Below are 23,955 nucleotides of genomic sequence, written 5' to 3'. Positions count from 1 at the left end.
GGCTTCAGGTGCGCCTGGCCAGGTCGACGGCCTTGCCGATGTAGCTGCCCGGCGTCATGGCCAGCAGCCGGTTCTTCTCGGCCTCTGGAATTTCCAGCGAGCGGATCAGCGCATGCAGGTCGGCCGCCTGCACCGTCTTGCCGCGCGTGACTTCCTTGAGCTTCTCGTAGGCGCCCTGCACGCCGAAACGGCGCATCACCGTCTGGATCGGCTCGGCCAGCACTTCCCAGGAGCTGTCCAGGTCGGCGTCCAGCGCCTCGCGGTTGAGTTCCAGCTTGTTCAGGCCGGTCAGGAGCGACTGGTAGGCCAGCGCGGCGTAGCCCAGCGCCACGCCCATGTTGCGCAGCACGGTGGAATCGGTCAGGTCGCGCTGCCAGCGGCTCACGGGGAGCTTCTCCGACAGGTGGCGCAGCAGTGCGTTGGCCAGGCCCAGGTTGCCCTCGGCATTCTCGAAGTCGATCGGGTTGACCTTGTGCGGCATGGTCGACGAGCCGATCTCGCCGGCCTTCAGGCGCTGCTTGAAGTAGCCCAGGCTGATGTAGCCCCACACATCGCGCGACCAGTCCACCAGGATGGTGTTGGCGCGTGCCACGGCGTCGAACAGCTCAGCCATGTAGTCGTGCGGCTCGATCTGGATGCTGTAGGGCTGGAAGGTCACCCCCAGGCCCAGCGGCTCGGGCGTCTCGATCACGCGGCGGCTGAAGGCCTCCCAGTCGAACGTGGGCCAGGCCGACAGGTGGGCGTTGTAGTTGCCCACGGCGCCGTTCATCTTGGCCAGCAGTTCCACGCCGGCGATCTGCGCGCGCGCCTTCTCCAGGCGGCGGAACACGTTGGCCACTTCCTTGCCCACGGTGGTGGGGCTGGCGGTCTGGCCGTGCGTGCGCGCCAGCATGGGCACGTCGGCGAAGGTCTGGGCCATCTCGCGCAGCTTGGCCAGGATGGCGTCCAGCGCAGGCAGCAGCACGGTCGCGCGTGCGGCCTTCAGCTGCAGTGCATGGCTGGTGTTGTTGATGTCTTCGCTGGTGCAGGCGAAGTGCACGAACTCGGCGGCGGCGAGCAACTCGGGCCGCGCTTCGAACTTCGACTTGATCCAGTACTCCACGGCCTTCACGTCGTGGTTGGTGGTCTTCTCGATCTCCTTGATGGCCAGCGCATCGGCCTCGCTGAAGTTCTTCACCAGGCCCAGCAGGTAGGTGCGCGCGCCGGGCGTCAGCGGCTTGAATTCGTCGAAGCCGGCATCGCTCAGCGCGATGAACCAGGCGATCTCGACCTGCACGCGCCGGTGCATGAAACCGTGCTCGCTCATCAGGGGGCGCAGCGGTGCGAGTTTGGCGGCATAGCGGCCGTCCAGCGGGGAAAGGGCGGAGATCGTCGAGAGGCTCATAGGGCCGAATTGTAGGTTGCGCACCACGCTGGCCCCAGGGCGGCCGCCTAGAATCTGCCCGCCTGGGGCGGTGCCCAGGCCGCTCCCGAGACCCCATGCCCATGAAACTGATCGGTTCCCTCGCCAGCCCCTACGTCCGCAAGGTACGCATCGTCATGGCGGAGAAAAAGCTGGACTACCAGTTCGCGGACGAGGATGTGTGGGCGGACGCAACCACCATCGCGCGCTCCAACCCGTTGGGCAAGGTGCCCTGCCTGGTGATGGAAGGCGGCGAGGCCGTGTTCGATTCGCGCGTGATCGTCGAATACCTGGACACCTTGTCGCCGGTCGGCCGGCTCATCCCCACGCAGGGCCGCGAGCGCGCCGAGGTCAAGACCTGGGAGGCCCTGGCCGACGGTGTCATGGACGCCGGCGTGCTGGCCCGCCTGGAAGCCGGATGGGCACACCGTGCAGAGGGCGAACGCAGCCAGGCCTGGATCGAGCGCCAGCTCGGCAAGGTCAACGTCGGGCTCAAGGCCATCAGCCAGGGGCTGGGCGACAAGCCCTACTGCAGCGGCATCCACCTGAGCCTGTCGGACATCGCTGTCGGCTGTGCGCTGGGCTGGCTGGAGTTCCGCTTCCCGGACATCGCCTGGCGCAACAACCACCCCAACCTGGCGCGGCTGCAGGACAAGCTCATGCAGCGCCCGAGCTTCGCCGACACCAAGCCGCGCTGACGCGCCGCGCAGTGCAGACGCAGAACAGGGCCCCGCGGGGCCCTGTCGTCTTGGCGCTGTATGAAAGGCTGCGAAGCGCCCCGGAGCGAACGAGGGGGAGGGAGGAGGAGGAGAACCACTCCGGGATTGCTTCCATCGAGAGGAAGGCTTCGCAGCGAAAACTTGGCGGAAGCGGCTGGCGGAACGTTGCCTGCTGCGCATCACCCTTGCATGGAGCCGCGTCGCCGTGGCGAAGTTCCCGGTGATATGCGCGCACGCCGTAAAAAAATGTTCGCGCACCCATGGCCGCGCGCTTCACCTGCACCGGAACCGGAATTCAGCTCACCTTGGGGGCGGCTTGCTTAAAATAAGCTCAAGTAATGAAGACTGCCATGCTCTACCCGGAACTGTTCAAACAACTCGAAGCTGTGCGCTGGAACATGGAGAAGGACATCCCCTGGGACCAGTTCGACGCCTCCAAGCTCACGGACGAGCAGGCGCAGACCATCAAGATGAACGCCATCACCGAGTGGTCGGCGCTGCCGGCCACCGAGATGTTCTTGCGCGACAACCAGGGCGACAGCGATTTCTCCGCCTTCATGTCGGTCTGGTTCTTCGAGGAGCAGAAGCACTCGCTGGTGCTCATGGAGTACCTGCGCCGCTTCAAGCCCGAACTCGCGCCCACCGAGGAAGAACTGCACGAGGTGCGCTTCCAGTTCGACCCGGCACCTGCGCTGGAAACGCTGATGCTGCACTTCTGCGGCGAGATCCGGCTGAACCACTGGTACCGCCGCGCCAGCGAATGGCACACCGAGCCGGTCATCAAGAAGATCTACGACACGTTGAGCAAGGACGAAGCCCGCCATGGCGGCGCCTACCTGCGCTACATGAAGCGTGCCATCCAGAACGCGGGCAACGAGGCGCGTGCCGCCTTCACCAAGGTCGGCGTGCTGATGGCCAGCGCGCGCCGCACGGCCCAGGCCCTGCACCCGACCAACCTGCATGTGAACCAGAGCCTGTTTCCGCGCGACACCGTGCAGTCGCGCCTGCCCAACCCCGAGTGGCTGGAGCACTGGCTGGACCAGCAGATCAAGTTCGACGCCGTCTGGGAAGGCAAGGTCGTCGACCGCATCCTGCACAACCTGAGCCTGCTGATGGACCGCAGCTTCAAGACCGTGCAGGAGCTGAACCGCTACCGCAAAGAGATCACGCGCGAACTCGCCGCCGCGGCGCCCAACGCCGCCTGATCAGACCAGCGCCAGCAGCCGGTCCAGCGGCACCTGGACCTTTACCTCGCGCTGCGGCACGCTGGCCGCGATCTTGTACTGCGGCAAGGCCGTGTCGCGCAGCATCATCGTGCCGGCGGGCAGCCCGTCGCGGTTGACCAGCACCGCCACGCGCGGCGTGCTGGTGTTTTTGCCGCGCTGGATCACCACCGCCAACTCGTTGTTGACGAGGCGCACATACAGCCCCGGCGAATACACGCCCACGGCCTTGATCAAGGCCGCGCCGGCTTCGTCCACCTGCTGCTCCTCGTCGAAGTAGCAGCCCTGCATCGCCGCCGAGGTGGACATGGGCGTGCGCGACACGCGCGGCGCCAGCCGGCTCGTAAACATGTCGGCGCGCTGGATCAGCCGCGCCAGCCGCAGCGGCAGCGTCTTGCCCGCCAGCGGCCCCGGCGCGCGGTCGTGGTGGTGGCGCACGGCCAGCAGCCAGTTCTCATCGGTCACGCCGAGTGACAGCAGCGCCGAGAAGCTGCGCTGCGCGTGCTGCTCGATGGCCTCGATCTGCGCCACCGTCAGCGCCTGCGACTGCTGGGCCAGCTGGTCCTGCAGCGCCGTCATGCTGATGTTCATGGTCAGCGCGGCCTTGCCCAGGGCCTCGTCGAGTTCGGTCGGCCACTGCAGCACCTCGCGCGCGGCCAGGCTGCACACCACGTAGACCACCATGGCGTGGGTGGCGCTGTACATGCGCGTCTCGGTGGCCGCCAGGTGGTTCAGCGCGAGCAGCGTCGCGTCCGGGTGGTGGTGCAGCGCCTCGCGCAGCTCCTGGTAGAGCTTGTCCAGCCGGCCCAGGAAGTCCTCGCCCTGCGCGTCGCGCAGCAGGCCGTTGGCACGCGACTGCAGGACCACCCAGTCGGGCCGGTCCGGCTTCTCGGGCCGCACGTTGCTGGCGAACAGGTCGTCGGGGGCGATCTTGACGTTCTGGATCTCGCCCAGCGTGCGCTCGGAGCGCACCATGTCGTGCAGCTTGCCCATGTAGGCGCGCTGGCGGTCGTCGCTGGCGTCCATGTCGATGCAGATCGTGATGCCGCGCGACGTCCATTGCAGGAACTCGCCGCGCGTCTGGATCACGTAGCCCTTGTGCGCCAGCAGCACCCCACGCTCGGTGCGCAGCTCGAACGGCAGCGGATGGCCGAGCTTGATCGAGTGGATGTTGACTTCGACAAGGTTCATGGACGCACGATTATGGAAGCCCCGGCATGGCCGCACGGCTTGAAATGCAGGCCGATGGGGTGGCATTTCGCGCTGCTAGCATCGTCGCCCATGACCGTCTTCGCCCCGCCCGCCTTCCTGGACAAGATCTGCGCCCGCAGCGAGGCACCCGCGCGCCTGGCCGCGCTGCCGCGCCCGTGGGTGTTCACCAACGGCGTGTTCGACATCCTGCACCGCGGCCATGTGAACTACCTCGCCCAGGCGCGCGCGCAGGGTGGCAGCCTGGTCGTGGCGCTCAACAGCGACGCCTCGGCGCGCCGCCTGGGCAAGGGACCGGACCGGCCGCTCAATGCCGAGGCCGAACGCGCCGTGATGATGGCCGCGCTGGGCGCCGTCGACCTTGTGACCTGGTTCGACGAGGACACGCCGCAGGCCCTGATCGGGGAACTGCGGCCCGACCTCATCGTCAAGGGCGGCGACTACGACATGGACAAGCTGCCCGAGACCGCGCTGGTGCGCAGCTGGGGCGGCGATGCGCTGGCCATCCCCTTCGTCGACGGCTACTCGACCACGGCCCTGGTCGCGCGCATCCGCCACATCCGCGATAGGCCGTAGGCCGCCAGCGCGCAGAGCAGCCCGGCGAGCGCGCCCGTCAGGTGCGCGCCCGTGGCCACGGCGAAGCCCCATTCGGGCTCGAACACCAGCGGCCGGCTCCAGGCGCCTTCGGCCAGCAGCTTGGCCGCCAGGCCCGCGCCCAGCAGGCCGGCCCAGGCCTGGTGCCCACGCGTGAAGGCGCAGTGCACCACCAGCACGGCCACGGCCGCGTGCAGCGCGCCCGACAGGCCGGCGTAGCGCTCGATTTGCGGGAACAGCAGCAGCCCCAACGTGGACAAGGGCCAGGCCGCGAACAAGGCCCAGGCCTGGGCGCGCGGCACCTGCAACGCCAGCCCCAGCACCGCGACGGCGGCCAGCGCCAGCAGGTTGGCCAGCCAGTGCGCGGTCGAGCGGTGCACGAGCGCTGCCGCCCACCAGGTCATGGCATCGCCCGCGAAGTCGGGCCACCATTCCCATTCCAGCGGGTTGCCCAGCCACCGGGCCAGCAGGCTGCCGGCGGCCAGGAGCAGGCACAGCGTGGGCCAGGACCAATCGTCGTTGCGGTTCACGCCCTCAGTGTGGCACGGGCGCGGCCTCGGGCGGCTGCCGGCGCAGGCGGCGCACGCTGCGGCGGACCCACCGCTCGAAGTCGTCCACGTAGGTGAAGACCGCCGGCACCACCAGCAGGCTCAGCACCGTGGAGGTGATCAGCCCGCCGATCACCGCCGTGGCCATGGGCGAGCGGAAGCTCGCATCCGCTGCGCCCCAGCCGATGGCGATCGGCAGCATGCCGGCGCCCATGGCCAGCGTGGTCATGATGATGGGCCGCGCCCGCTTGTGGCAGGCGTCCAGCAGCGCCTCCCAGCGGTCCATGCCGTGGTCGCGCCGCGCCACGATGGCGTACTCCACGAGCAGGATGGAGTTCTTGGTCGCGATGCCCATCAGCATGATGAGCCCGATCAGCGAGGGCATGGAGAAACTCTTGTCGGCGATCAAGAGGCCCACGAAGGCCCCACCCAGCGACAGCGGCAGCGCGGCCAGGATGGTCGCGGGCTGCAGGAAGTCCTTGAACAGCAGCACCAGCACGATGTAGATGCAGACCACGCCGGTCAGCATCGCCAGGCCGAAGCCCGTGAACAGCTCGCCCATGGCCTCGGCGTCGCCCACGTCGATGATGCGCACGCTGGCGGGCAGGTTCTTCACGGCCGGCAGCTGGCGCACCGCCTCGGTCACGTCGTTCAGGCCGCGCGTGGACAGCTCGATCTCGTAGTTCATGTTGCGCGCACGGTCGTAGCGGCTGATGACGGCCGGCCCGCCGGCCAGCTCCAGCGCGGCCACCTCGCCCAGGCGCACCGGCCCGTGCGCGCCGGGCACCGAAAGGCTTTCCAGCAGCGCCAGGTCTTGTCGCGCGTCGTCGCGCAGCTTGACCATGATGGGCACCTGGCGCTCGGGCAGGTTCAGCTTGGCGAGCTGGTTGTCGTAGTCGCCCATGGTCGCCACGCGCAGCGTGTCGGCGATGGCGGCGCTGGTCACGCCCAGGTCGGCCGCGCGCGCAAAGTCGGGCCGCACCACGATCTCTGGCCGCACCAGGCTGGCCAGCGACGTCACGTTGCCGATGCCCGGGATCGTGCGCAGCTCACGCTCCACGTCGGTGGCGGCCTGGCGCAGCGCGTGCGGGTCCTGGCTCGACAGTGCCAGCACGTACTTGTCGTTGGAGCCGCCCAGCCCCACACCCGTGCGCACGCCCGGCAGGTCGGCCAGCGCGTTGCGGATCTGCTGCTCGATCACCTGCTTCCTGGGCCGCGTGCCGCGCGGCGCCAGCTGCAGCGTGAGCGTGGCCTTGCGCGCCTCCACGAAGTTGCCCGAGAACGGATCGGCACCGGCGCTGCCTGCACCGATGGCGGTGTAGATGTCGCCGATGTGGTCGATCTTGAGCAGGCGCTGGCGCACCTGCTCGGCCATGGCCAGCGTGTGCTCCAGCTTGGCGCCGGGCGGCAGCTCCACGCGCACCTGGGTCTGGGTGTTGTCGTCGGGCGGGATGAAGCCCGAGGGCAGCAGCGGGATCAGCGCCAGCGAGCCGAAGAAGAACAGCGTGGCGCCTACCATGGTCAGCACGCGGTGGCGCAGGCAGGCCCGCGCTGCGCGCATGTACCAGGACAGCCAGCCCGGCTCCTTCTCCTGGCCCACCAGGGGCTTGAGCATGTAGGCCGCCATCATGGGCGTGAGCAGCCGCGCCACCACGAGCGAGGCGAACACCGCGAGCGAGGCGGTCCAGCCGAACTGCTTGAAGAACTTGCCGACCACGCCGCTCATGAAGGCCGTGGGCAGGAACACCGCGATCAGCGTGAAGGTGGTCGCCACCACGGCCAGGCCGATCTCCTCGGCCGCCTCCATGGCCGCCTGGTAGGGCGACTTGCCCATGCGCAGGTGGCGCACGATGTTCTCGACCTCCACGATGGCGTCGTCCACCAGGATGCCCACCACCAGCGAGAGCGCCAGCAACGTGATGATGTTGATCGAGAAGCCAAGCAAATACATGCCGATGAAGGCCGGGATCACCGACAGCGGCAGCGCCACGGCCGAGACGATGGTGGCGCGCCAGTCGCGCAGGAACAACCACACCACCAGCACCGCGAGGATGGCGCCCTCGTAGAGCAGCTTCATCGAGGCGTCGTATTCGTCCGAGGCGATCTGCACGAAGTCCAGCGTGCGCGTGAGCTGGATGTCGGGGTGGTCGGCCTGCAGCTTGCGCAGCGCCTCTTCGACCCCGGCACCGACCTCGACCTCGCTGGCGCCGCGCGAACGCGCCACCTCGAAGCCCACCACCTGCTTGCCGTTCAGCACGGCCGTGGCGCGCTGCTCGGCCACCGTGTCCTCCACCGTGGCCACGTCCGACAGCAGGATGCGCCGCCCGTCGGACAGCGGGATCTGCATGCGCCGCAGCTCGTCGGCCGACTGCACGGTGCCGATGGTGCGCACGGGCTGCTCGCTGCCGCCCAGGTCCGCCCGGCCGCCCGCGCTTTCCTGCTGCACCTGGCGCAGCTGGCGCGAGACATCGGCCGCCGTGGCGCGCAGCGCCTGCAGCCTGGCCGGGTCCAGCGCCACGCGCACCTCGCGGCTCACGCCGCCCACGCGGTTCACCGCGCCCACGCCGCGCACGGCCAGCAGCCGGCGCGCCACGGTGTCGTCGACGAACCAGGACAGTGCCTCGTCGTCGAGCCGGCTCGAAGAAATTGCGAAGGCCAGGATGGGCTGCGCCGCGAGATCCAGCTTGGTCACGATGGGGTCGCGCAGGTCGGTCGGCATGTCCGAGCGCACGCGGCTGACGGCGGAGCGCACGTCGTCCACGGCCTCCTGGATCGGCTTTTCCAGCACGAACTCGGCCGCGATGGTGGCCGAGCCGTCGGTCAGCGTGCTCGTGATGTGCTTCAAGCCCTGCAGCGTGGCGATCGAGTTCTCGATCTTGCGCGCCACATCGTTCTCCAGCTGCGCGGGCGAGGCGCCCGGCAGTGCCGCGGTCACGATGACCACGGGCAGGTCCATGTCCGGGAAGTTCTGCACCTTCATGGCATGGAAGGCGAACAGCCCGCCCAGCGTCAGCAGCACGAACAGCATTGCCGCCGGAATGGGATTCTTGATCGACCAGGAAGACAGGTTCATGGGAGGCCCCGTTTCACTTGGCTGCGGCCGGCGCTTCGGCCGGTGCCGCATCGACCACGCGCACGAGGTCGCCGTCGTTGAGGAAGCCCGCACCCTCGGTCACCACACGCGCACCGGCCGGCAGCGCGCCCGTGATCTCGATGCGCTCGCCGATGCGCCGCCCGGCCTGCACCTTGCGCATCTGCACGCGGCTGTCCTCCTGCAACACCATCACGGTGTTGAAGCCGTCGCGCGGCACCACCGCGGCCTGCGGCACCGTCTGCGCCGCGCTCCTGCCCAGCGCGAACTCCCCGCGCGCGAACATGCCGGCCTTGAAGCCCTTGTCGGCCTGCACGGACGGAATGTCCACGTAGACCAGGCCGTTGCGCGTCTGTGCATCCACGGTCGGGGCGATGCTGCGCACCTTGCCCTGCACCTCGGCACCGCCGGGCGCCGTCACCCGCACGGGCATGCCCACGGCCACGCGGCCGAGTTCGGCCGCGCCGACCTCGGCGCGCCACTCCAGCCGGCCCTGGCGGATCAGCCGGAACAGCTCTGTGCCCGAGCCGACCACGCTGCCCACGGTGGCGCTGCGTGCCGAGATCACGCCGTCATCCGGCGCGAGCACCTGCGTGTTGCGCCCGCGCACCTGCTGGGCCGCCAGCATGGCCTCGGCCGCCTCCACGCGGGCTTTGGCGGTCTGCTCGGCGGTCTGGTACTGGGTGATCTGCTGCTGGCTCAGCGCGCCGGTCTTCTCCAGCGTGCGTGCGCGGGCCGCATTGCCGGCCGCGTCCGCCGCCGTGGCGCGGGCCTCGGCCAGTGCGGCCTTGGCCTGGGCCACGTCGGCATCGATGGTCTCGGGCGCGAAGCGCGCAAGCACCTGGCCGCGGCGCACCCGGTCGCCGACGTTCACGCGCACTTCGGCCAGGCGCAGGCCGGCGGATTCGGAGCCCACGCTGGCCTCCTGCCAGGCGGCGATGTTGCCGTTCGCCGGCAAGGTGATGGCCAGCTCGGCCGGCTCTGGCACGGCCACGCGCACCGTCAGCGCGGGACGGGGCTGGGCTTCCTCTGTCTTGGCAGCCTTGGTGCCGGACTCGGCTGCAGAGTCCGCGGGTTGGCGCGTGAACCACCAGCCGGCGGCCACCAGGGCCAGCACGACGGCGGTGATGGAGACGTTGCGTTGGGTACGGGTCATGGTCGGGAGGTCTGCGCTGCGGGAGCGGGGGAAGATGTCGCGGCGACGGCCTGGCCGTCCTCGGGCCGGGTCCAGCCGCCGCCGAGGGCACGGTACAGGGCCACCCAGGCTTCGGTGCGTTCGCGCTGCAGGGCCACGCGGGCGGTCTGCGCCGCGAACAGCGTGCGGCGTGCGTCCTCGAGTTCGAACAGGCTGGCCAGGCCGCCGTCGTAGCGCGCCTGGGTGGCATCGAACGAGGCCTGGTAGCCGGCCACGGCGGTGTCGGCGTCGCCGGCACGCTGGGCCGTGTCCTGCAGCCTGAGCAGGGCTTCCTCGACCTCGCGCACGCCCTGGCGGACCTTGGCGCGGTACAGCACCACGGCCTCGTCGTAACGTGCGCGGGCGGCCTCGGCATTGGCGGCACGCGTGCCGCCGTCGAAGATCGGCAGGCTCAGTTGCAGCGGGCCGATGCTCCAGCTGTTGACCGTCTGGCTGGCGCCGGCGCCGCGCACGTGCAGCGCCGAAATGCTGCCCGCCAGCGACAGCCGCGGGTAGCGCTGGGCCTGCGCGGCGCCGGCGTCGGCACTGGCAGCCGCCACGGCCAGCTCGGCCGCGTAGACATCGGGCCGCTGCGCCAGCGCGCGCGCGGGCACGCTGTCCACCGGCTGCAGCGCAGGCAGCGCCAGGTCGCCAGGCCGGGCGTCGAGCCGCTGCGCCAGGGCCGGCAACTCCCAGCCGGTCAGGGCCACGAGCGCCTGGCGCTGCAAGGCGCATTGCGTGCGCTGCTGCGTGAGCCGCGCCGCGGCGTCGGCGGCGCTGGCGCGCGTCAAGGCCGCATCGGCCGGCGCGGCGAAGCCGGCCTTCTCGGAGAGTGCGGTCAGGCGCGCACTCTCGCGGCGCGAGGCGGTGTCCTGCTCGCTCACCGCAAGTTGCCGCGCGCAGGCGCGCTCGGCGAAGTAGGCGTTCGCCGTCTCGGCGGCCACGGCCACGCGGGCCTGGTGCCATTGCGCCTGGCTGGCCGAGAGGCGTGCGCCCGCGGCATCGCGCGTGGCGGCCAGGCCGCCGAACAGGTCGATCTCCCAGCCGGCCTGCAGGCCGGCCTGCGCATTCGTGAAGCTGGGCAGCGATGCCGTGCCGCCCGAGATGCCACCGCTGCCAGTGGACAAGGTGTTGCCGCGGCTCAGCGAGAGGCTGCCATCCAGGGTGGGCCCCATGGCCGCGCCGGCCTGCACGCGCGTGGCGCGGGCCTCCGCGATGCGCGCGGCCGCGCTGGCCAGGTCGGGGCTGGCGGCCTCTGCGGCCTCGATGAGGTCGACGAGCAGCGCATCGCCGGACTGGCGCCACCAGTCGGCCAGGGCTGTCAGCGCGCCGGCATGCGGCAATGCGCTCTGCGGGGTCTGCCATTGCGCGGGCAGGGGGGCCGGCACTGCAGCCGGCGGCCGCGTGACGCTGCAAGCGACCAGCAGCAGCGGCAGTGCGGCCACGGCCAGGCGCCACGGCACCGGGGAGGGGGGCAGGGACAGGTTCATGCTTTCTTGCGGGTCTGGGTCGCTGTGGTGGTGGTGCGGCGGCGCTGCTGCTCGGCGTCCACCAGCGCCAGCGCGTAGTCCACCAGCCGTTCGGCCCAGCGGTCGATGGCCGCGGCACTGCGCATCAGCGGGGGATGGATGAGGTCGACCATGTCGTGCATGACGAACAGCTGCATGGCCAGGCCGGTGATCGCAAAGGCCAGCCGGTGCAGGTCGTCGTCGGCGCGCACATCCAGGTGGCGGGCGAGGATGCCGACCAGCACCAGGTGCGGGCCCTTGATGTCGCGCTCGACCTCCTGCGCCCACTGGCTGGTCGGCTCCAGCATCTCCCGCAGGTGCAGGCGCATGCACTGGCGCACGATCTCGCCCTGCTTGAGCGGCTCCACATAGCCGGTGAGGAACAGCCGCAGCGCCTCGGCCACCGGCAACTCCGGCGCGCCGCACAGGCGCGTCAGGTCGCCCGCGTTGCCGCCCAGCGGCTCGGAGAAGCAGGCAGCGTACAGCCCGGCCTTGTCGCCGAAGTAGTAGCGGATGGCGGCCAGGTTCACGCCGGCGGCCTGGGCGATGGCGCGCGTCGAGGTCTTGGCGAAGCCCTGTTCGGCGAACAGCGCGAGCGCGGCGGAGAGCAGCTGGGTGCGGGCCTCCTGGCGGGCGGCTGGGGCGGGCGCGGTGGTCTTCATGCGGCGCGCATTACAGCACGATTCAATCGATTGATTGAAATGTGCCGGCGCCGCCGACAGGGGTATCGGGCTGTGACGGCGCGACGGCGCTTGCCGCCCAGAAGAACCCAGCGTTCGAGAAACCGGTCAGTTCAGCGGCGCTGGATGTCCGTCTGCTGTTTGCCCAGCGGCGATGCGATGTCCTCCAGCGAGCGGCGTTCGGCGTCGATGCCGTAGCGCCACGCGATCGCTGCGGCCGCCATCACCCGCACTGCGCCGACCACGTAGCCTACGAAGACGTTGGCGCGGCTGCCGGTCTCGATCAGCGCGCCGAACAGCGCGGGTGCGGCGAAGCCACCCATGCCGGCGCCGACCGCGAAGAAGATCGAGATCGCGAGCGGCCGCATCTCCAGCGGGAACAGCTCGCTGGCCGTCAGGTAGGCCGAGCTGGCCGCGGCCGAGGCCAGGAAGAACACCGCCGACCAGGCCAGCGTCTGCGTCAGCGCGTCGAACCAGCCCTGCAGGAAGCCCCAGCCCGTGAGCAGCAGGGTCAGGCCCGACAGGCCGTTGACGGCCAGGCTCACACGGCCGCGCACACGCGACGGGATCAGTTCGTCATGGCCGAGTTGATGGCCGCGTACCCGCCGCCGATGCCCGCACGGTCGCGAAGCGGCACAGCACGAAGGCGCCGAAGCCGGTGGTGAAGGCCGTCGCCGTGGTTGCCGCCATGTGGACCACGAGCGTGAGCAGGAACAGGCGCTTGCGCCCCAGTCGGTCGGCCATGCGACCGAACCTTTGGCTGCGCTTCTACAATCCGCGCCCTTTTGCAGCACCGCTCTCGCGCTTTCCCATGGACATCGTCGTCAACGAAGAACTCAAGGCCTACATCGATCCGCTGACGCCGGATGAATACGAGGCGCTCGAACGCAGCCTGCTGGCCGAGGGCTGCCGCGATGCGCTGGTGCTGTGGGGCGACGTGCTGGTCGACGGCCACAACCGCTACGGCATCTGCCAGAAGCACGGCCTGCCGTTCCAGACGGTGCAGAACACGCGTTTCCAATCCCTGGAAGACGTGCACCTGTGGATGATCGACCAGCACCTGGGCCGGCGCAGCGTGTCCGACTTCCAGCGCGGCGTGCTGGCGCTGCGCAAGCGCGAGATCGTGGCGGGCCGGCGCGAGCGGGCCAAGGCCGCGCCGGCCGAGTCCGCCGCATCGGAGCAGGCCGCGGCACCCCAGCCCGCCGGTGAATCGCTGGACAGCCGAGAGGCGCTGGCGCGTGCCGCGCGGCTCAAGAGCAACCAGGTCGTGATGATCGAGAAGATCCAGCAGAGCGCTGCGCCCGAGGTGGTGGCTGCCGTCAAGTCGGGCGACATCACCCTGAGCGCGGCCGCGGCTGTGGCCAGCCTGCCGGTGGAGGAGCAGGCCGCTGCTGCTGCCGCCGGCAAGGACGAGCTGAAGCAGGCCGCCAAGCGGGTGCGCGAGGCCAAGCGCAAGCCGGCGCGCGAGAAGGAGGAGCCGGGCGCGGAAGATGCCACGGCGCAAGCGGCGGGCGGCGAGGACGAAGTGGCCGCGCTGCGCAAGCGCGTCAAGGAGCTGGAATCGGAGAACGCCGCGCTGCGCAAGCAGGTCCTGGCGCTGCTCGGCAAGCCGGGCCAGGGTGCTGGCGCCGCGCCGCCGGCCGAGGATGCCGACGCGCCGTTCTGACGCACCCCAGCGCCGGGCTCACTTGAAGAAGCTCATGAACGACGTGATGATGACCGCGTTGAAGAAGTCGATGAACAGCGAGCCCACCAGCGGGATCACGAAGAAGGCCTTGAACGACGGGCCGTTGGCCCGCGCGAATGCCTGCATGTTGGCCATGGCATTGGGTGTGGCCCCCAGACCGAAGCCGCAGTGTCCGGCGGCGATCACGGCGGCATCGTAGTCGCGGCCCATGATGCGGAAGGTCACGAAGTAAGCGAACGCGAACATGATGACCGTCTGCACCAGCAGGATCGCCAGCAGCGGCCCGGCAACGGCCGCCAGTTCCCAGAGCTTCATGGACATCAGCGCCATGGTCAGGAAGAAGGCCAGCGACACGTTGCCCACCACCTCGAACTGGCGGGTCGGCAGCAGCCAGTTGCGCCAGTCGATGATGTTGCGGATCACCGCTGCCATGAGCATCGGGCCCAGGTAGGCAGGCAGCGTCAGCCCCAGGTCCTTCAGCCAGTTGACCAGCACCGTGCCCAGGCCGATGGCCACCATCAGCAGGATGGTCGCGCGCAGGATGGTGTCGTCGTTGGTCTCGGCCGTCTCCGGGGCGGTCTGCGAGCCTGCGGCCTGTGCGGCACCGCTGTCGGCCAGCTTGGGGCCACGCAAGCCATGGCGGCGCATCAGCAGCGTGCCGACCGGACCGCCGATCACGCAGCCGGCGACCAGGCCGTAGGTGGACGCAGCGATCGCTGCCGGCAGCGCGCCGACTGCGCCGGCCTGCTCCAGCAGCGGACCGAAGGCGGCCGATGTGCCGTGGCCGCCCGTCAGCGAGATCGAGCCTGCGGCCAGGCCGATGAGCGGGTGCGCGCCCAGCGCCTGGGCCAGCGCCACGCCCACGCCGTTCTGGATGCACACCAGCATGATGGCGCACAGCAGGAACAGCGCCACACCGATGCCACCCTTCTTGAGCAACTCGAAGCTGGCGGAGAACCCGATGGTCGTGAAGAACACCAGCAGCAGGAAGCTGCGCATGTTGTCGTAGAACTGGAAGCCGAAGCTGCCGGTCTGGTGGCCTATCAGCGCGACGATGGAGAAGATCAGCCCGCCGATGATCGGTGCCGGGATGAAATAGCGCGAAAGCAGCGGAACGCGGTTCTTGATGAATTCGCCGAGGGCGAGCAGCGCTGCTGCCACGGCCACGGTCTGGGCGATGTCGAGTTTGAAAACGGTCATGCAGGTTCCTTGGTGATTCGTGTGGCCGTGCGCCTGGCCCCTGGGCGCCTGCGGAAACAGAGCCGCCACCGGGCCGCCGCGATTATCCAAAGTCGCTCGCGCTGTATGCATGGTGCTTGTGCGGATGTGTCATGCGATTTCGGCATACGGTTTGCATGGGGCATGGATGTCCGGCTTGGCAGCGGGCCGCGCGGTGCGCAGAATGGCCCACCCGTCCATGTTCCGTACGCCCCGTATTGTTCTGCTGCTCGCATCTCACCTGCTGGTGCTCGGCCTGGGTTTCGGCCTGGGCATCTACCTGCTGCCCATCCTGACCGCGCCTGCGGCGCCCAGCGCCACCGAGGTCGCAGCCCAGGCCCGGTCCGCGCAGTGGACGGCGCAGTTCCGCCGCGACCTGAAGGACAGCGACGCGCTCCACTGGGGCCAGGGCACAGTCACGGTGGCGGCACGCAGCATCGCGTTGGCCGGCGCGCTGGCCCCGGGGCCGGACTACAAGCTCTACCTTTCGCCCGAGTTCGTCGAGACCGAGGCCGACTTCCTGCGCCTGAAGGCCGGCATGGCACGCGTGGGCGATGTGCGGACCTTCGACAACTTTCTGGTGCCGGTGCCCGATCACATCGACGTGGCGCGCTACACCACCGTCGTCGTCTGGTGCGAGAGCTTCGGCCAGTTCATCACGGCGGCGCGGTACCGCTGACCGGTACGCCGCGCTGTCCAGGTTCAGGCTGCCGCACACTGCGGACATGACCTCGCCCGCGATCCGCCCCGCCCGACCAGACGATGCCATCGCCGCCCCGGCGCAATTCCTGGCGGCGCACCGCTTCGACAAGAAGAACGGCTTGGCCCCCATGGACCGGGCGACGCCGCCGCCGGCTTTTCCCGCCATGGCAGTGGACAGCCGCTTCTACCGTTTGCGGCTGGGTGAGCGATGAACACCCTGGTCTTCGTCTACGGCACCCTCAAGCAAGGCTTCCCCAACTTCGCGCGCAACCCCGGCCGCCGCGTCGGCGCCTATCGCACACAGCAGCCGTATCCGCTCTACGTGGTGCAACTGCCCAACGAGGACCGGGCCCCCTGGCTCGTGGACCAGCCCGGCACGGGCCACCAGGTCGTGGGCGAAGTCTTCGAAGTGGACGCTGCGTCGCTGGCCGCCATGGATGCGTTCGAGGAGGTCGGGCTGCCCGGCGGCTACCTGCGCGCGGAGATCGCCGTCGAGGCCATCGATGCGCCGCACAGCATGCTGCGCGTGCATGCCTACCTCAAGCTCCCAGCGCAGCTGGCGCCCGGTGTTCCGCGCGAAGGACCGTTCGCCGCGTACACGCACGCACTGGCGCTCGGCTACCGCATCGACCTGGGTTGAGGGCTTCAGGCCCTGCCGTACAGGCGCACCTGGGCGGCGTATGGCTCTGCCCGCGGCGGCAGCTGGATGCGGCTGCTGGCGAGCCGGTGCAGCAGCGCGGGGTGGAACGCGCCCGCGGCGGCCTGTGCATGCAGGTCCACGGCCGTTGCGGCAATCCAGCGCACCGCGGGGTCGCTGCCCGCCTGCACCAGGCGCCATAGCACCTCCTGCTCGCATGCAGAAAGAGTCTCCACGGAATCCAGGAACAGCGTGCCGCCCTCGGCCAGGCGCACGAGGGCCGGCAGCGCGGTAGCGTGGGGCCCGTCCTGCAACCCGGCGCAATGCAAGGGGACAAAGGGGCGATGGCGACGCGGGCCGAGGTAATGCACGGCGCGCGCCACAAACTCCCTGCCGGTGCCTGGCGCCCCGTCGACCAACAACGGCAGGTCACCGGCCGCATGGGGTTGGGCCAACTCGATGGCAGCGCCGGCGACGGCGTCGGCCCCCATCCGCATCGGCGGCTGAGGTCGCGAAGAAGCCATGGTGGTTGCGTGCATGCCTGTGCGTCCCCCGCGCTGGTGGGCGTGTCCGCACCATTTGTTCGCTTTGTCGGCGGCAACTGTAGGCGCGCCGCGCAGCACCTGTGTTGCTATCGTGTTTTGTCACAGATGGCGCGTTTGGATACATGTGGGCTGTGCGATGGCGCGAGTCAATGCGCTGCCGCTCCGGAGCGTTTGTTCGCAAGCTGCGCGGCTGCGGCGCAGATGCTCAGCCCCCCCGTGGCCGGCGCGGTGGCGGCTCCAGCGCCAGCAGTTCGGCCGGCAGACCGTCGTTCCACACCTCGCGGAAGTACGCGCGGTCGCTGGCCACCAGCTGGGGCAGGGCTTCGCGCAGCGCGGCCAGTGCTTGTGCCGCCACTGCCAGCGCACCGGCATGCGCGGCGAACCAGGCCTGCTCCAGCAGCAGGCCGCAGTACTGCAGGCCCGGGTAGCGGCGCGCGCCGCTGCGGTGCTCGGCCAGGCGCTGGGTGGCCACCTGGACCCAGTCGTCGGGCCAGTCGGCACCGCGAAACACCTCCGCCAGCGGGCCGGCTTCCCGCGCCAGCGTGGCAGGGGTCAGCGGCGCCAGTGCGCGGAACTGCGCCAGCGTGGGGCGCGGGGGCGGCTGGCAGGCGCCACGCGCGATGCGCAGCAGGTAGATCGCGTTCCAGGCCGAGCGCCCTTGCAGTTCGGCCTGGCCGCTGAGCCATTCGCTGAACGCGATCCACTGGATGGCGCGCGGCCGGGCGCCATCCACGCCGGCCTGCAGCCCCACGCGCTCGAACAGCCAGACCGCCATGCCCATGTTGGCGGCCACGTGCTGGGCCGCATCGAAGGAGTGCGATTCGAAGGCCGCCGCCAGCGCACGGCCGAAGTGCTGCAGGGATTCCTCGGCCTGGGCCGCGGCTTGCACCGGCGCCTCGGCTGCGCTGCCCAGCGCCTGCGAACGGCAGGCCAGCGCCCACAGGTTGCTCCACTCGAAGCGCACTTGCGGATGGTGGGCCAGCAGCGCACCCTGGGCTGGATCGCGCGCAATGGACTGCAGCTGCGCGCGTGCGGCCGGCAGGTCGCGCGCCGTGTAGTCGCACCAGGCCGAGACGATGGCGGCCATGGCGCCCAGGTAGTCGTGGCCCGCCACATGGCGGGCCAGGCGCTGGCGCCCGAGGGCCTGCACGCGGCGGCGCGCCTGGGCGTCGTCGCCGATGCGGCGCCACAGCAGGGCCTCGTTGAGCGTGACCAGCGCACGCTGGAAATCGCTGCCGGCCAGTTGGGCCGCGCGGCGCATGGCCTGCAGCGCGCTGGCCGACGCGGGCGCGCCACCGGCCGTCAGCTGCGTGGCCCAGCGGCCCTGGCGCATGGCCTGCTGCGCGGCCACCAGCTGTTGCCAGAAGCCGGCGTCCTGCAGGTGCACGGCGTCGGGCGCCGTGCCCGGTGCCGCGCCGGGGCCTGCGCCGGCCCTGGCCAACGGTGCCGGCAGGCCCAGGAAGGCCGCGCGCTCCGCCAGGGTGGCGGCCTGGCCCTCCACCAGCAGCAGCAAGCGTTGCGCCTGCGCCTCGGGCAGCCAGAACGGGCCCTGGCTGCGGCGCTCGGCGTTCAGGAAGCGCGGGTCGCGCTGGCGGTCTTCGCCCCAGCCGGCCACCAGGCCCCAGGCCTTGAAGTCGCGGAAGGCCCGGCTGACGAGCATGCGCTGCGTGCGCGCGGCCGAGACCTGGCCGCGCAGGTCGTCGATGCGCACGGGCTGGCCGGCGGCGTGTGCATGCAACATGCGCACCAGCAGCCACAGCGACTGGTAGGTCGCCGGGCGGCCGTCCACGGTCTGCGGGGAACTCAGCTCGATGGTGATCGCGGCAGCAGGCATGTGACACAGGTTACACCCGTGCACTGCGGTCCGGGCCGCGGCTTGGCGCGGTGGCCGCGGCTGCCTAGCATGCGCAGCGTCGCGACACCTTCCTTCCGCCAACCCCGCATTCCGGAGACCCTTCCATGCACCCATCCTCATTGCACAGCCGCCGTGCGCTGCTGCTTGCCGCTGCCGCCATGCCGCTGGTCAGCGCCTGTGCCGCACCGCCGCGCCGCGCCGGCCACGCGCAGGCCGAACGCGCGCTCGCCGCCCTGGAGCAGGGCTTTGCCGGCCGCATCGGCGTCTGTGCGCTCGACACCGCCGACGGCGCGCTGCTGGGCCAGCGCGCCGACGAGCGCTTCCCCATGTGCAGCAGCTTCAAGGCCGTGCTGGCCGCCGCCATCCTGGCGCGCAGCAGCACCGAGCCCGGCCTGCTGGCGGAGCAGGTGCGCTACACGCGCGGCGACCTGCTGGCGCATTCGCCCGTCACCACGCAGCACCTGGCGCAGGGCATGCGCGTGGATGCACTGTGCGAGGCCACCGTGCAGACCAGCGACAACGCCGCCGCCAACCTGCTGCTGCAGCGCATGGGCGGGCCGGCCGGGCTCACCGCCTTCATGCGCAGCATCGGCGATGCGCAGTTCCGCCTCGACCGCTGGGAACTGGAGCTCAACAGCTCGCTGCCGGGCGATCCGCGCGACACCACCACACCGCGCGCCATGGCCGACAGCCTGCGCAAGCTGGTCGTCGGCGACGCGCTGGCGCCGGCGCAACGCGACCAGCTGGCCACGTGGCTGCGCGGCACGGTGACAGGCGCAGCGCGCATCCGCGCCGGCATGCCAGCCGGCTGGGTGGTGGGCAACAAGACCGGCACCAGCGGCCAGGGGGCCTATGGCTCGGCCATCGATGTGGCCGTGGTGTGGCCACCGGCACGCGCGCCGCTGGTGTTGACGGTGTTCACGACGCGGCATGCGGCCGATGCGCAGGCGCTGGACGCACCGATCGCCCAGGCGGCGCGCATTGCCGCGCAGTGGGCGGTGTCCGCCTAAAGACCGGGGCGCAGCAGCGCCATCGCCAGGCTGTCGTGGTAGGTGCCGTCGATGCAGTACGCGTGGCGCTGGCGGCCCTCCGGCACGAAGCCGAAGCGCCGGTACAGGGCCTCGGCATTCAGGTTGTCGGCGCGCACGGCCAGCTCGATGCGCGCCATGCCGCGCGCCCAGGCGCCGGCAATGGCCTGCTCCAGCAGGCGGGCGCCGATGCCGCGCTGGCGCGCCTTGGGCACCAGGCCGATGCCCAGCGTGCCGACATGCGCGCGTGCCTCGCCGCGCACCGGCAGCACGTCGCACCAGCCGACGACTTCGCCGCCCAGCACGGCGATGCATTGGCACAGATTGCCCGAGACGATGTCGCGGTAGAAGGCCCGGGCCTCGTCGAAGGGCGGGGCCTGCGTGAAGGCCAGGAAGCGCTTCTCGCGCGCCACCTGGTCGAGTGCCTGGTGCAGGCCGGCGAAATGCCGCTCGGCAAGAGGCTCGATGCGCAACAGGGTGGTGTCGGACATGGGCCGCATTGTGCGGCGGGTACCGGCTTCAGCGCTCGGTGCGCCGCTGCACCAGCGTCAGCCCCAGGCCGGCCAAGGCCTGCACCAGTCCGAGCACACCGTACAGCAGCGAGACCGCCACCGCGGGCGCAGCCGCCACGCCGAAGGGCGCCAGGCTCAGCGCGGCCGCGGCCTCGCGCGTGCCCCATCCGCCGAAGCTCACCGGCAGCGCCGCCATCAGGAAGGTCGGGGCGGCCGCGATGGCATAGGCCCAGTACGGCAGCTGCAGGCCCAGTGCCTGGCCGCAGCAGGCCAGAGCGCCGACCGACAGCAGCTGCACCAGGGCCGACTGCAGCAGTTGGCGGCCGAATTCGCCTGCGGTGTCCGGGCGCTGCGCCAGCACCGCGCTGCGGCCACGCCCGGGAACGCGCTGCAGGCCCCACAGCAGCGCCGCCGGCAGGGCCAGCAGCAGCACCGCGGCAACGGCCGGCAGCGCCGCGCCGAAGGCCGGCAGGCCCCAGCCGACCAGTGCCGCCTGCGCGCCGCCGTGCCAGGCCCAGGCGGCTGTCGCGGCCGCCAGAACCCACAGCATCCACAGGCCGCTGAGCCGGTCCAGCAGCACCGACACGCCGGCGGCCCAGGTCTCCATGCCGCCGCGGCGCAGCGCCACGGCGCGGAACACGTCGCCGCCGACCACGGCACCGGGCAGCAGCGCGCTCAGTGCCATGGCCTGGAAGTACAGGCGCAGCGCGCGCCCGAGCGCCAGGCCATGGCCCAGCCAGCGCACCAGCGAACGCCAGCGCCAGGCCGAGACCAGGTTGGACGCCACCGCGCTGGCCAGTGCCGCCACCAGCCAGCCGGGCTGCGCCTGGCGCAGCTGGCGTGCCACGTCGCTGAGGTCGACGAACCACAGCACGCCCAGCAGCAGGACGGGCGCGAGCGCGATGCGCAGCCAGACCATCGCTTCAGCGGGCCGGGCCGGGGGTCTCGGGCTCTTCGCGCAGGTGGTACTGCTTGCCGCCACCGCCCTCGTAGTAGATGCGCATCATGACCTCGCCGATCAGCCCGGTGACGACCAGCTGCAGGCCCACCAGCACCAGCATCACGCCGGCCAGCAGCAGCGGGCGGCCGCCGATGGCTTCGCCGGCGAGCTTCTGCGCGAACAGCCAGGCCAGGATCAACGCGCCCGGCGTGGCCAGCCACAGGCCCAGGCCACCGAAGGCGTGCAGCGGACGCTGGCGGTAGCGCAGGAAGAACAGCACCAGCACCAGGTCGAGCACGACACGGAAGGTGCGGTCGATGCCGTACTTGGACTGGCCCTTGGCCCGCGCATGGTGTCGCACTGGGACCTCGGCGATGCGCGCACCCGCGTCGTGCGCCAGCAGCGGCAGGAAGCGGTGCAGTTCGCCGTACAGCCGGATGCGGTCGACGATGGGGCGGCGGTAGGCCTTCAGTGCGCAGCCATAGTCGTGCAACTGCAGGCCCGTGGTGCGCGAGATCAGCCGGTTGGCCAGCATCGAAGGCAGGCGGCGCGACAAGGCCTTGTCCTGGCGGTTCTGGCGCCAGCCCGACAGGGAGTCGAGTTCGGGCTCGGCGTCCAGCCGGTCCAGCAGCGCGGGAATGTCCAGCGGGTCGTTCTGCAGGTCGGCGTCCAGTGTCACCACGTAGCTGCCGCGCACGCGGTCGAACCCGGCCTGCAATGCGCAGGACTGGCCGTAGTTGCGCGCCAGGCAGACCGGGCGCAGCCACGGCCGATCGTGGGCCAGCTGGCGCAGCAGCGCGGGCGTGCCGTCACGCGAGCCATCGTCCACGGCGAGCAGTTCGAAGCTGCGGCCGCTGGCCTGCATGGCCTCGCCAACGCGTGCGACCAGATCGGACACGCTCTCGGCCTCGTTGAACATCGGCACGACGATGGACACCTCCGGAGGCTGCGGCGCAGCGGCGGGGTGCAGGAGCGTGGGGTCGGGCAAAGGGACGGTGGACATCGGTTGGGGGCTGCATTCAGGGGGAGGGGTGCGACCGCCGGCGCCATGGCCGGCGCCCCGGTGGGCTTTCGCGCAGGCGAGGGCCGCTTATCATCGCGCGCGAATCCGAGCTTCCCCCACGATGGCCTGCACCCCCCCTGCGCTTGCGCGCGCACGCATTCTCCCCGCAACGGCCATGCCGCCCTGGGGCTGGCTGCTGCTTTATTTCGCGGCCCATGTGCTGGGCCGCGTGCTGGTCTCGCCGGCGCTGGAGCTCGACGAGGCCGAACAGGCCGTGTGGACCCAGCACCTGCAGTGGGGCTACGGCGCCCAGCCGCCGCTGTACACCTGGCTGCAATGGGCGGTGTTCCAGGTGCTGGGGGCCTCGGTGTTCACGCTGTCCCTGCTCAAGAACGCGCTGCTGGCGCTGGCCTATGTCTGCGTCTACCTCGCGGGCCGCACGCTGATGCCGGCCAGCCTGGCGGCCCTGGGCGCCGCCACCATGCTGCTGCTGCCGCAGATCGGCTGGGAGGCCTCACGCGACCTCACGCATTCGGTGCTGCTGACCACCGTGTCGGCCGCGACACTGGCTGTGGTGCTGGCGCTGCTGCGCCGGCCGCGGCCGGCCCTGTACCTGCTGACGGGGTTCGTCGCCGGGCTGGGCCTGCTGTCCAAGTACAGCTACGCGGGCTTCCTGGCCGTGCTGCTGCTGGCCCTGCTGGCCGGGCGCGATACGCGCGCCGTGCTGCTGAGCCGCTGGACGTTGGCTGCCATCGCCCTGGCTGCGCTCATGGTGCTGCCGCACGGCCTGTGGGTGCTGCAGCACTGGAGCCTGGCGGTGGAGTCCACAGCCGGCAAGCTGACGGGCAAGATCCCGGTCAGCTTTGCCCACGGGCTGTGGCTGGGCCTGTCGAGCATGGTGCTGGCGGTGCTGGCCTTCTCCGGCCTCTGGGCCCTGACCATGGGGCTGTTGTTCGGCCGCACAGCCGTGCAGGCCTGGTCGCGCTGGTGGCGGCCGGCGGCTGCGCCGCCCGGGGGCGGCCTGCACCTGCAGGCCCTGTGGCGGCGCTATTTCGTGGCGTTGGGCCTGCTGTTCCTGGCGATGATGGTCTTCGGCGAGGTCACGCGCTTCAAGGACCGCTGGATGATGCCGTTCCTCTTCCTGCTGCCGGTCGCCTTCTTCAGCTGCGCCCCGGAACTCGCGCAGCATGCGCGGCTGCCCCGCCTGCGCCGCGTGCTGCTGTCGGTGGCGGTGCTGGTGCTGGTGCTGCTGACGGCCCGCGTGCCCTACAACGCCATGCGCGACAAGCCCGACGAGCTGAACCAGCCCGTGCGTGAGTTGGCCCAGGCGCTGCGTGCGCGCGGCTATGCGGGCAAGGGCATCATCCTGTCGAACGACCGCACGCTGGCAGGTGCCCTGCGGCTGCAGTTCCCGCGCGCGCACATCGAGGTCGATGGCGGCGAAGGCGACAGCAGCCTGCCCACGGAACGCCCGCTGCTGTGGGTGGAACCGCTGACAGCGGAGCTGCCCACGCTGCCGCAAGACCTCGTGCTGCCCTACCACTTCTCCTCCTCCGGCGACGCGCCTGCGCGCTACCGCTACACGCTGCTGCCCTGAGAAGCTGTGAACGAATCGTTCACGACCACGCGAGGCCCGATGACTGCCGGCGCCCAGCGCCTTCGTCGCGTCCTGGGCCTCGC

The 23,955-nt window shown here is 70.7% G+C and carries 23 protein-coding genes and 1 pseudogene; 9 read left to right on the top strand and 15 right to left on the bottom strand.

From position 1 onward, the window contains the following. Positions 1 to 4: 4 nt before the first annotated feature. Positions 5 to 1,384, bottom strand: a complete 1,380-nt coding sequence (gene purB, locus DES41_RS32230; RefSeq protein ID WP_114471725.1) for an adenylosuccinate lyase — start codon at positions 1,382 to 1,384, stop codon at positions 5 to 7. Positions 1,385 to 1,485: 101 nt separating this feature from the next. Here purB and DES41_RS32225 point away from each other — a divergent pair, with 101 nt between their 5' ends. Then, positions 1,486 to 2,100, top strand: coding sequence for a glutathione S-transferase N-terminal domain-containing protein (locus DES41_RS32225; protein ID WP_114471869.1), 615 nt, complete (start codon positions 1,486 to 1,488; stop codon positions 2,098 to 2,100). 371 nt (positions 2,101 to 2,471) lie between these two features. After that, a complete protein-coding gene (locus DES41_RS32220) occupies positions 2,472 to 3,326 on the top strand; it encodes a ferritin family protein (RefSeq protein ID WP_114471724.1) in 855 nt (284 codons plus the stop codon). Here the strand turns inward: DES41_RS32220 and DES41_RS32215 are convergent, their stop codons facing one another. Next, positions 3,327 to 4,535 carry an HD-GYP domain-containing protein gene (locus DES41_RS32215; protein ID WP_114471723.1) on the bottom strand — a complete coding sequence of 403 codons (1,209 nt, stop codon included), beginning with the start codon at positions 4,533 to 4,535 and terminating at the stop codon, positions 3,327 to 3,329. A 90-nt stretch (positions 4,536 to 4,625) separates the two neighbouring features. Here DES41_RS32215 and rfaE2 point away from each other — a divergent pair, with 90 nt between their 5' ends. Continuing rightward, the gene (gene rfaE2, locus DES41_RS32210) at positions 4,626 to 5,129 is read left to right on the top strand and encodes a D-glycero-beta-D-manno-heptose 1-phosphate adenylyltransferase (protein WP_114471868.1); all 504 of its coding nucleotides are present in this window, start codon (positions 4,626 to 4,628) and stop codon (positions 5,127 to 5,129) included. Here the strand turns inward: rfaE2 and DES41_RS32205 are convergent. The 7 genes and pseudogenes from DES41_RS32205 to DES41_RS39940 form a co-directional block, all read right to left on the bottom strand. Further along, positions 5,075 to 5,677: a rhomboid family protein gene (locus tag DES41_RS32205; RefSeq protein ID WP_114471722.1), complete on the bottom strand. Its 603-nt coding sequence runs from the start codon at positions 5,675 to 5,677 to the stop codon at positions 5,075 to 5,077. The two genes, rfaE2 and DES41_RS32205, sit on opposite strands and share 55 nt — an antisense overlap. Before the next feature lie 4 nt (positions 5,678 to 5,681). Continuing rightward, entirely contained in the window at positions 5,682 to 8,768 is a 3,087-nt protein-coding gene (locus DES41_RS32200) for an efflux RND transporter permease subunit (protein ID WP_114471721.1), read from the bottom strand. 13 nt (positions 8,769 to 8,781) lie between these two features. Beyond that, positions 8,782 to 9,942: an efflux RND transporter periplasmic adaptor subunit gene (locus DES41_RS32195; protein WP_114471720.1), complete on the bottom strand. Its 1,161-nt coding sequence runs from the start codon at positions 9,940 to 9,942 to the stop codon at positions 8,782 to 8,784. Then, positions 9,939 to 11,450 (bottom strand): efflux transporter outer membrane subunit, encoded by a 1,512-nt coding sequence (locus DES41_RS32190; protein ID WP_114471719.1) that lies wholly within the window; start codon positions 11,448 to 11,450, stop codon positions 9,939 to 9,941. The genes DES41_RS32195 and DES41_RS32190 overlap by 4 nt, the downstream gene beginning before the upstream one ends. After that, positions 11,447 to 12,130, bottom strand: a complete 684-nt coding sequence (locus DES41_RS32185; protein ID WP_114471718.1) for a CerR family C-terminal domain-containing protein — start codon at positions 12,128 to 12,130, stop codon at positions 11,447 to 11,449. Before DES41_RS32185 ends, DES41_RS32190 begins: the two co-directional genes overlap by 4 nt. A 131-nt stretch (positions 12,131 to 12,261) precedes the next feature. Continuing rightward, positions 12,262 to 12,702 (bottom strand): annotated as a pseudogene (locus tag DES41_RS32180) (MFS transporter); the annotation flags it as partial. A 22-nt stretch (positions 12,703 to 12,724) separates the two neighbouring features. Beyond that, positions 12,725 to 12,892 (bottom strand): hypothetical protein, encoded by a 168-nt coding sequence (locus DES41_RS39940; protein WP_425466410.1) that lies wholly within the window; start codon positions 12,890 to 12,892, stop codon positions 12,725 to 12,727. 67 nt (positions 12,893 to 12,959) lie between these two features. Between DES41_RS39940 and DES41_RS32175 the strand changes: the two genes are divergently transcribed. Next, positions 12,960 to 13,814 (top strand): ParB N-terminal domain-containing protein, encoded by an 855-nt coding sequence (locus tag DES41_RS32175; protein ID WP_114471867.1) that lies wholly within the window; start codon positions 12,960 to 12,962, stop codon positions 13,812 to 13,814. Positions 13,815 to 13,832: 18 nt separating this feature from the next. Here the strand turns inward: DES41_RS32175 and gltS are convergent, their stop codons facing one another. Then, a complete protein-coding gene (gltS, locus tag DES41_RS32170; protein WP_114471717.1) occupies positions 13,833 to 15,035 on the bottom strand; it encodes a sodium/glutamate symporter in 1,203 nt (400 codons plus the stop codon). Between the two features lie 217 nt (positions 15,036 to 15,252). On the opposite strand from gltS, the gene DES41_RS32165 reads away from it, so the two are divergent. Genes DES41_RS32165 through DES41_RS32155 form a run of 3 tightly spaced genes read left to right on the top strand, consistent with a single transcriptional unit; the run spans position 15,253 to position 16,395 of the window. Beyond that, a complete protein-coding gene (locus DES41_RS32165; protein ID WP_114471866.1) occupies positions 15,253 to 15,732 on the top strand; it encodes a DM13 domain-containing protein in 480 nt (159 codons plus the stop codon). A 46-nt stretch (positions 15,733 to 15,778) separates the two neighbouring features. Next, entirely contained in the window at positions 15,779 to 15,967 is a 189-nt protein-coding gene (locus DES41_RS32160; protein ID WP_114471716.1) for a hypothetical protein, read from the top strand. Further along, positions 15,964 to 16,395, top strand: coding sequence for a gamma-glutamylcyclotransferase family protein (locus DES41_RS32155; protein ID WP_114471715.1), 432 nt, complete (start codon positions 15,964 to 15,966; stop codon positions 16,393 to 16,395). The genes DES41_RS32160 and DES41_RS32155 overlap by 4 nt, the downstream gene beginning before the upstream one ends. Positions 16,396 to 16,400: 5 nt before the next feature. On the opposite strand, the gene DES41_RS32150 is transcribed toward DES41_RS32155, so the two are convergent. Next, complete coding sequence (locus DES41_RS32150; RefSeq protein ID WP_114471714.1) at positions 16,401 to 16,931, bottom strand: sigma 54-interacting transcriptional regulator; 531 nt, start codon at positions 16,929 to 16,931, stop codon at positions 16,401 to 16,403. Positions 16,932 to 17,142: 211 nt separating this feature from the next. After that, positions 17,143 to 18,771: a hypothetical protein gene (locus DES41_RS32145; RefSeq protein WP_114471713.1), complete on the bottom strand. Its 1,629-nt coding sequence runs from the start codon at positions 18,769 to 18,771 to the stop codon at positions 17,143 to 17,145. A gap of 125 nt (positions 18,772 to 18,896) precedes the next feature. Here DES41_RS32145 and bla point away from each other — a divergent pair, with 125 nt between their 5' ends. Next, the gene (bla, locus tag DES41_RS32140) at positions 18,897 to 19,802 is read left to right on the top strand and encodes a class A beta-lactamase (protein ID WP_114471712.1); all 906 of its coding nucleotides are present in this window, start codon (positions 18,897 to 18,899) and stop codon (positions 19,800 to 19,802) included. Here the strand turns inward: bla and DES41_RS32135 are convergent. From DES41_RS32135 to DES41_RS32125, 3 genes are read right to left on the bottom strand one after another with little or no spacing between them, the layout of a single operon-like run. Then, complete coding sequence (locus DES41_RS32135; RefSeq protein ID WP_114471711.1) at positions 19,799 to 20,311, bottom strand: GNAT family N-acetyltransferase; 513 nt, start codon at positions 20,309 to 20,311, stop codon at positions 19,799 to 19,801. The two genes, bla and DES41_RS32135, sit on opposite strands and share 4 nt — an antisense overlap. Before the next feature lie 28 nt (positions 20,312 to 20,339). Next, positions 20,340 to 21,251: a lysylphosphatidylglycerol synthase transmembrane domain-containing protein gene (locus tag DES41_RS32130; RefSeq protein WP_114471710.1), complete on the bottom strand. Its 912-nt coding sequence runs from the start codon at positions 21,249 to 21,251 to the stop codon at positions 20,340 to 20,342. 4 nt (positions 21,252 to 21,255) lie between these two features. Continuing rightward, positions 21,256 to 22,275, bottom strand: coding sequence for a glycosyltransferase family 2 protein (locus DES41_RS32125; protein WP_114471709.1), 1,020 nt, complete (start codon positions 22,273 to 22,275; stop codon positions 21,256 to 21,258). Positions 22,276 to 22,396: 121 nt separating this feature from the next. Here DES41_RS32125 and DES41_RS32120 point away from each other — a divergent pair, with 121 nt between their 5' ends. Next, positions 22,397 to 23,872 carry a glycosyltransferase family 39 protein gene (locus DES41_RS32120; protein WP_211333130.1) on the top strand — a complete coding sequence of 492 codons (1,476 nt, stop codon included), beginning with the start codon at positions 22,397 to 22,399 and terminating at the stop codon, positions 23,870 to 23,872. Positions 23,873 to 23,955 lie beyond the last annotated feature (83 nt).

The sequence above is a fragment of the Pseudorhodoferax soli genome (assembly GCF_003337555.1).
Lineage (GTDB): Bacteria > Pseudomonadota > Gammaproteobacteria > Burkholderiales > Burkholderiaceae_C > Pseudorhodoferax > Pseudorhodoferax soli.
The sequence above is the reverse complement of the archived record's forward strand: the minus strand, read 5'-3'. Positions and strand labels throughout refer to the sequence as shown.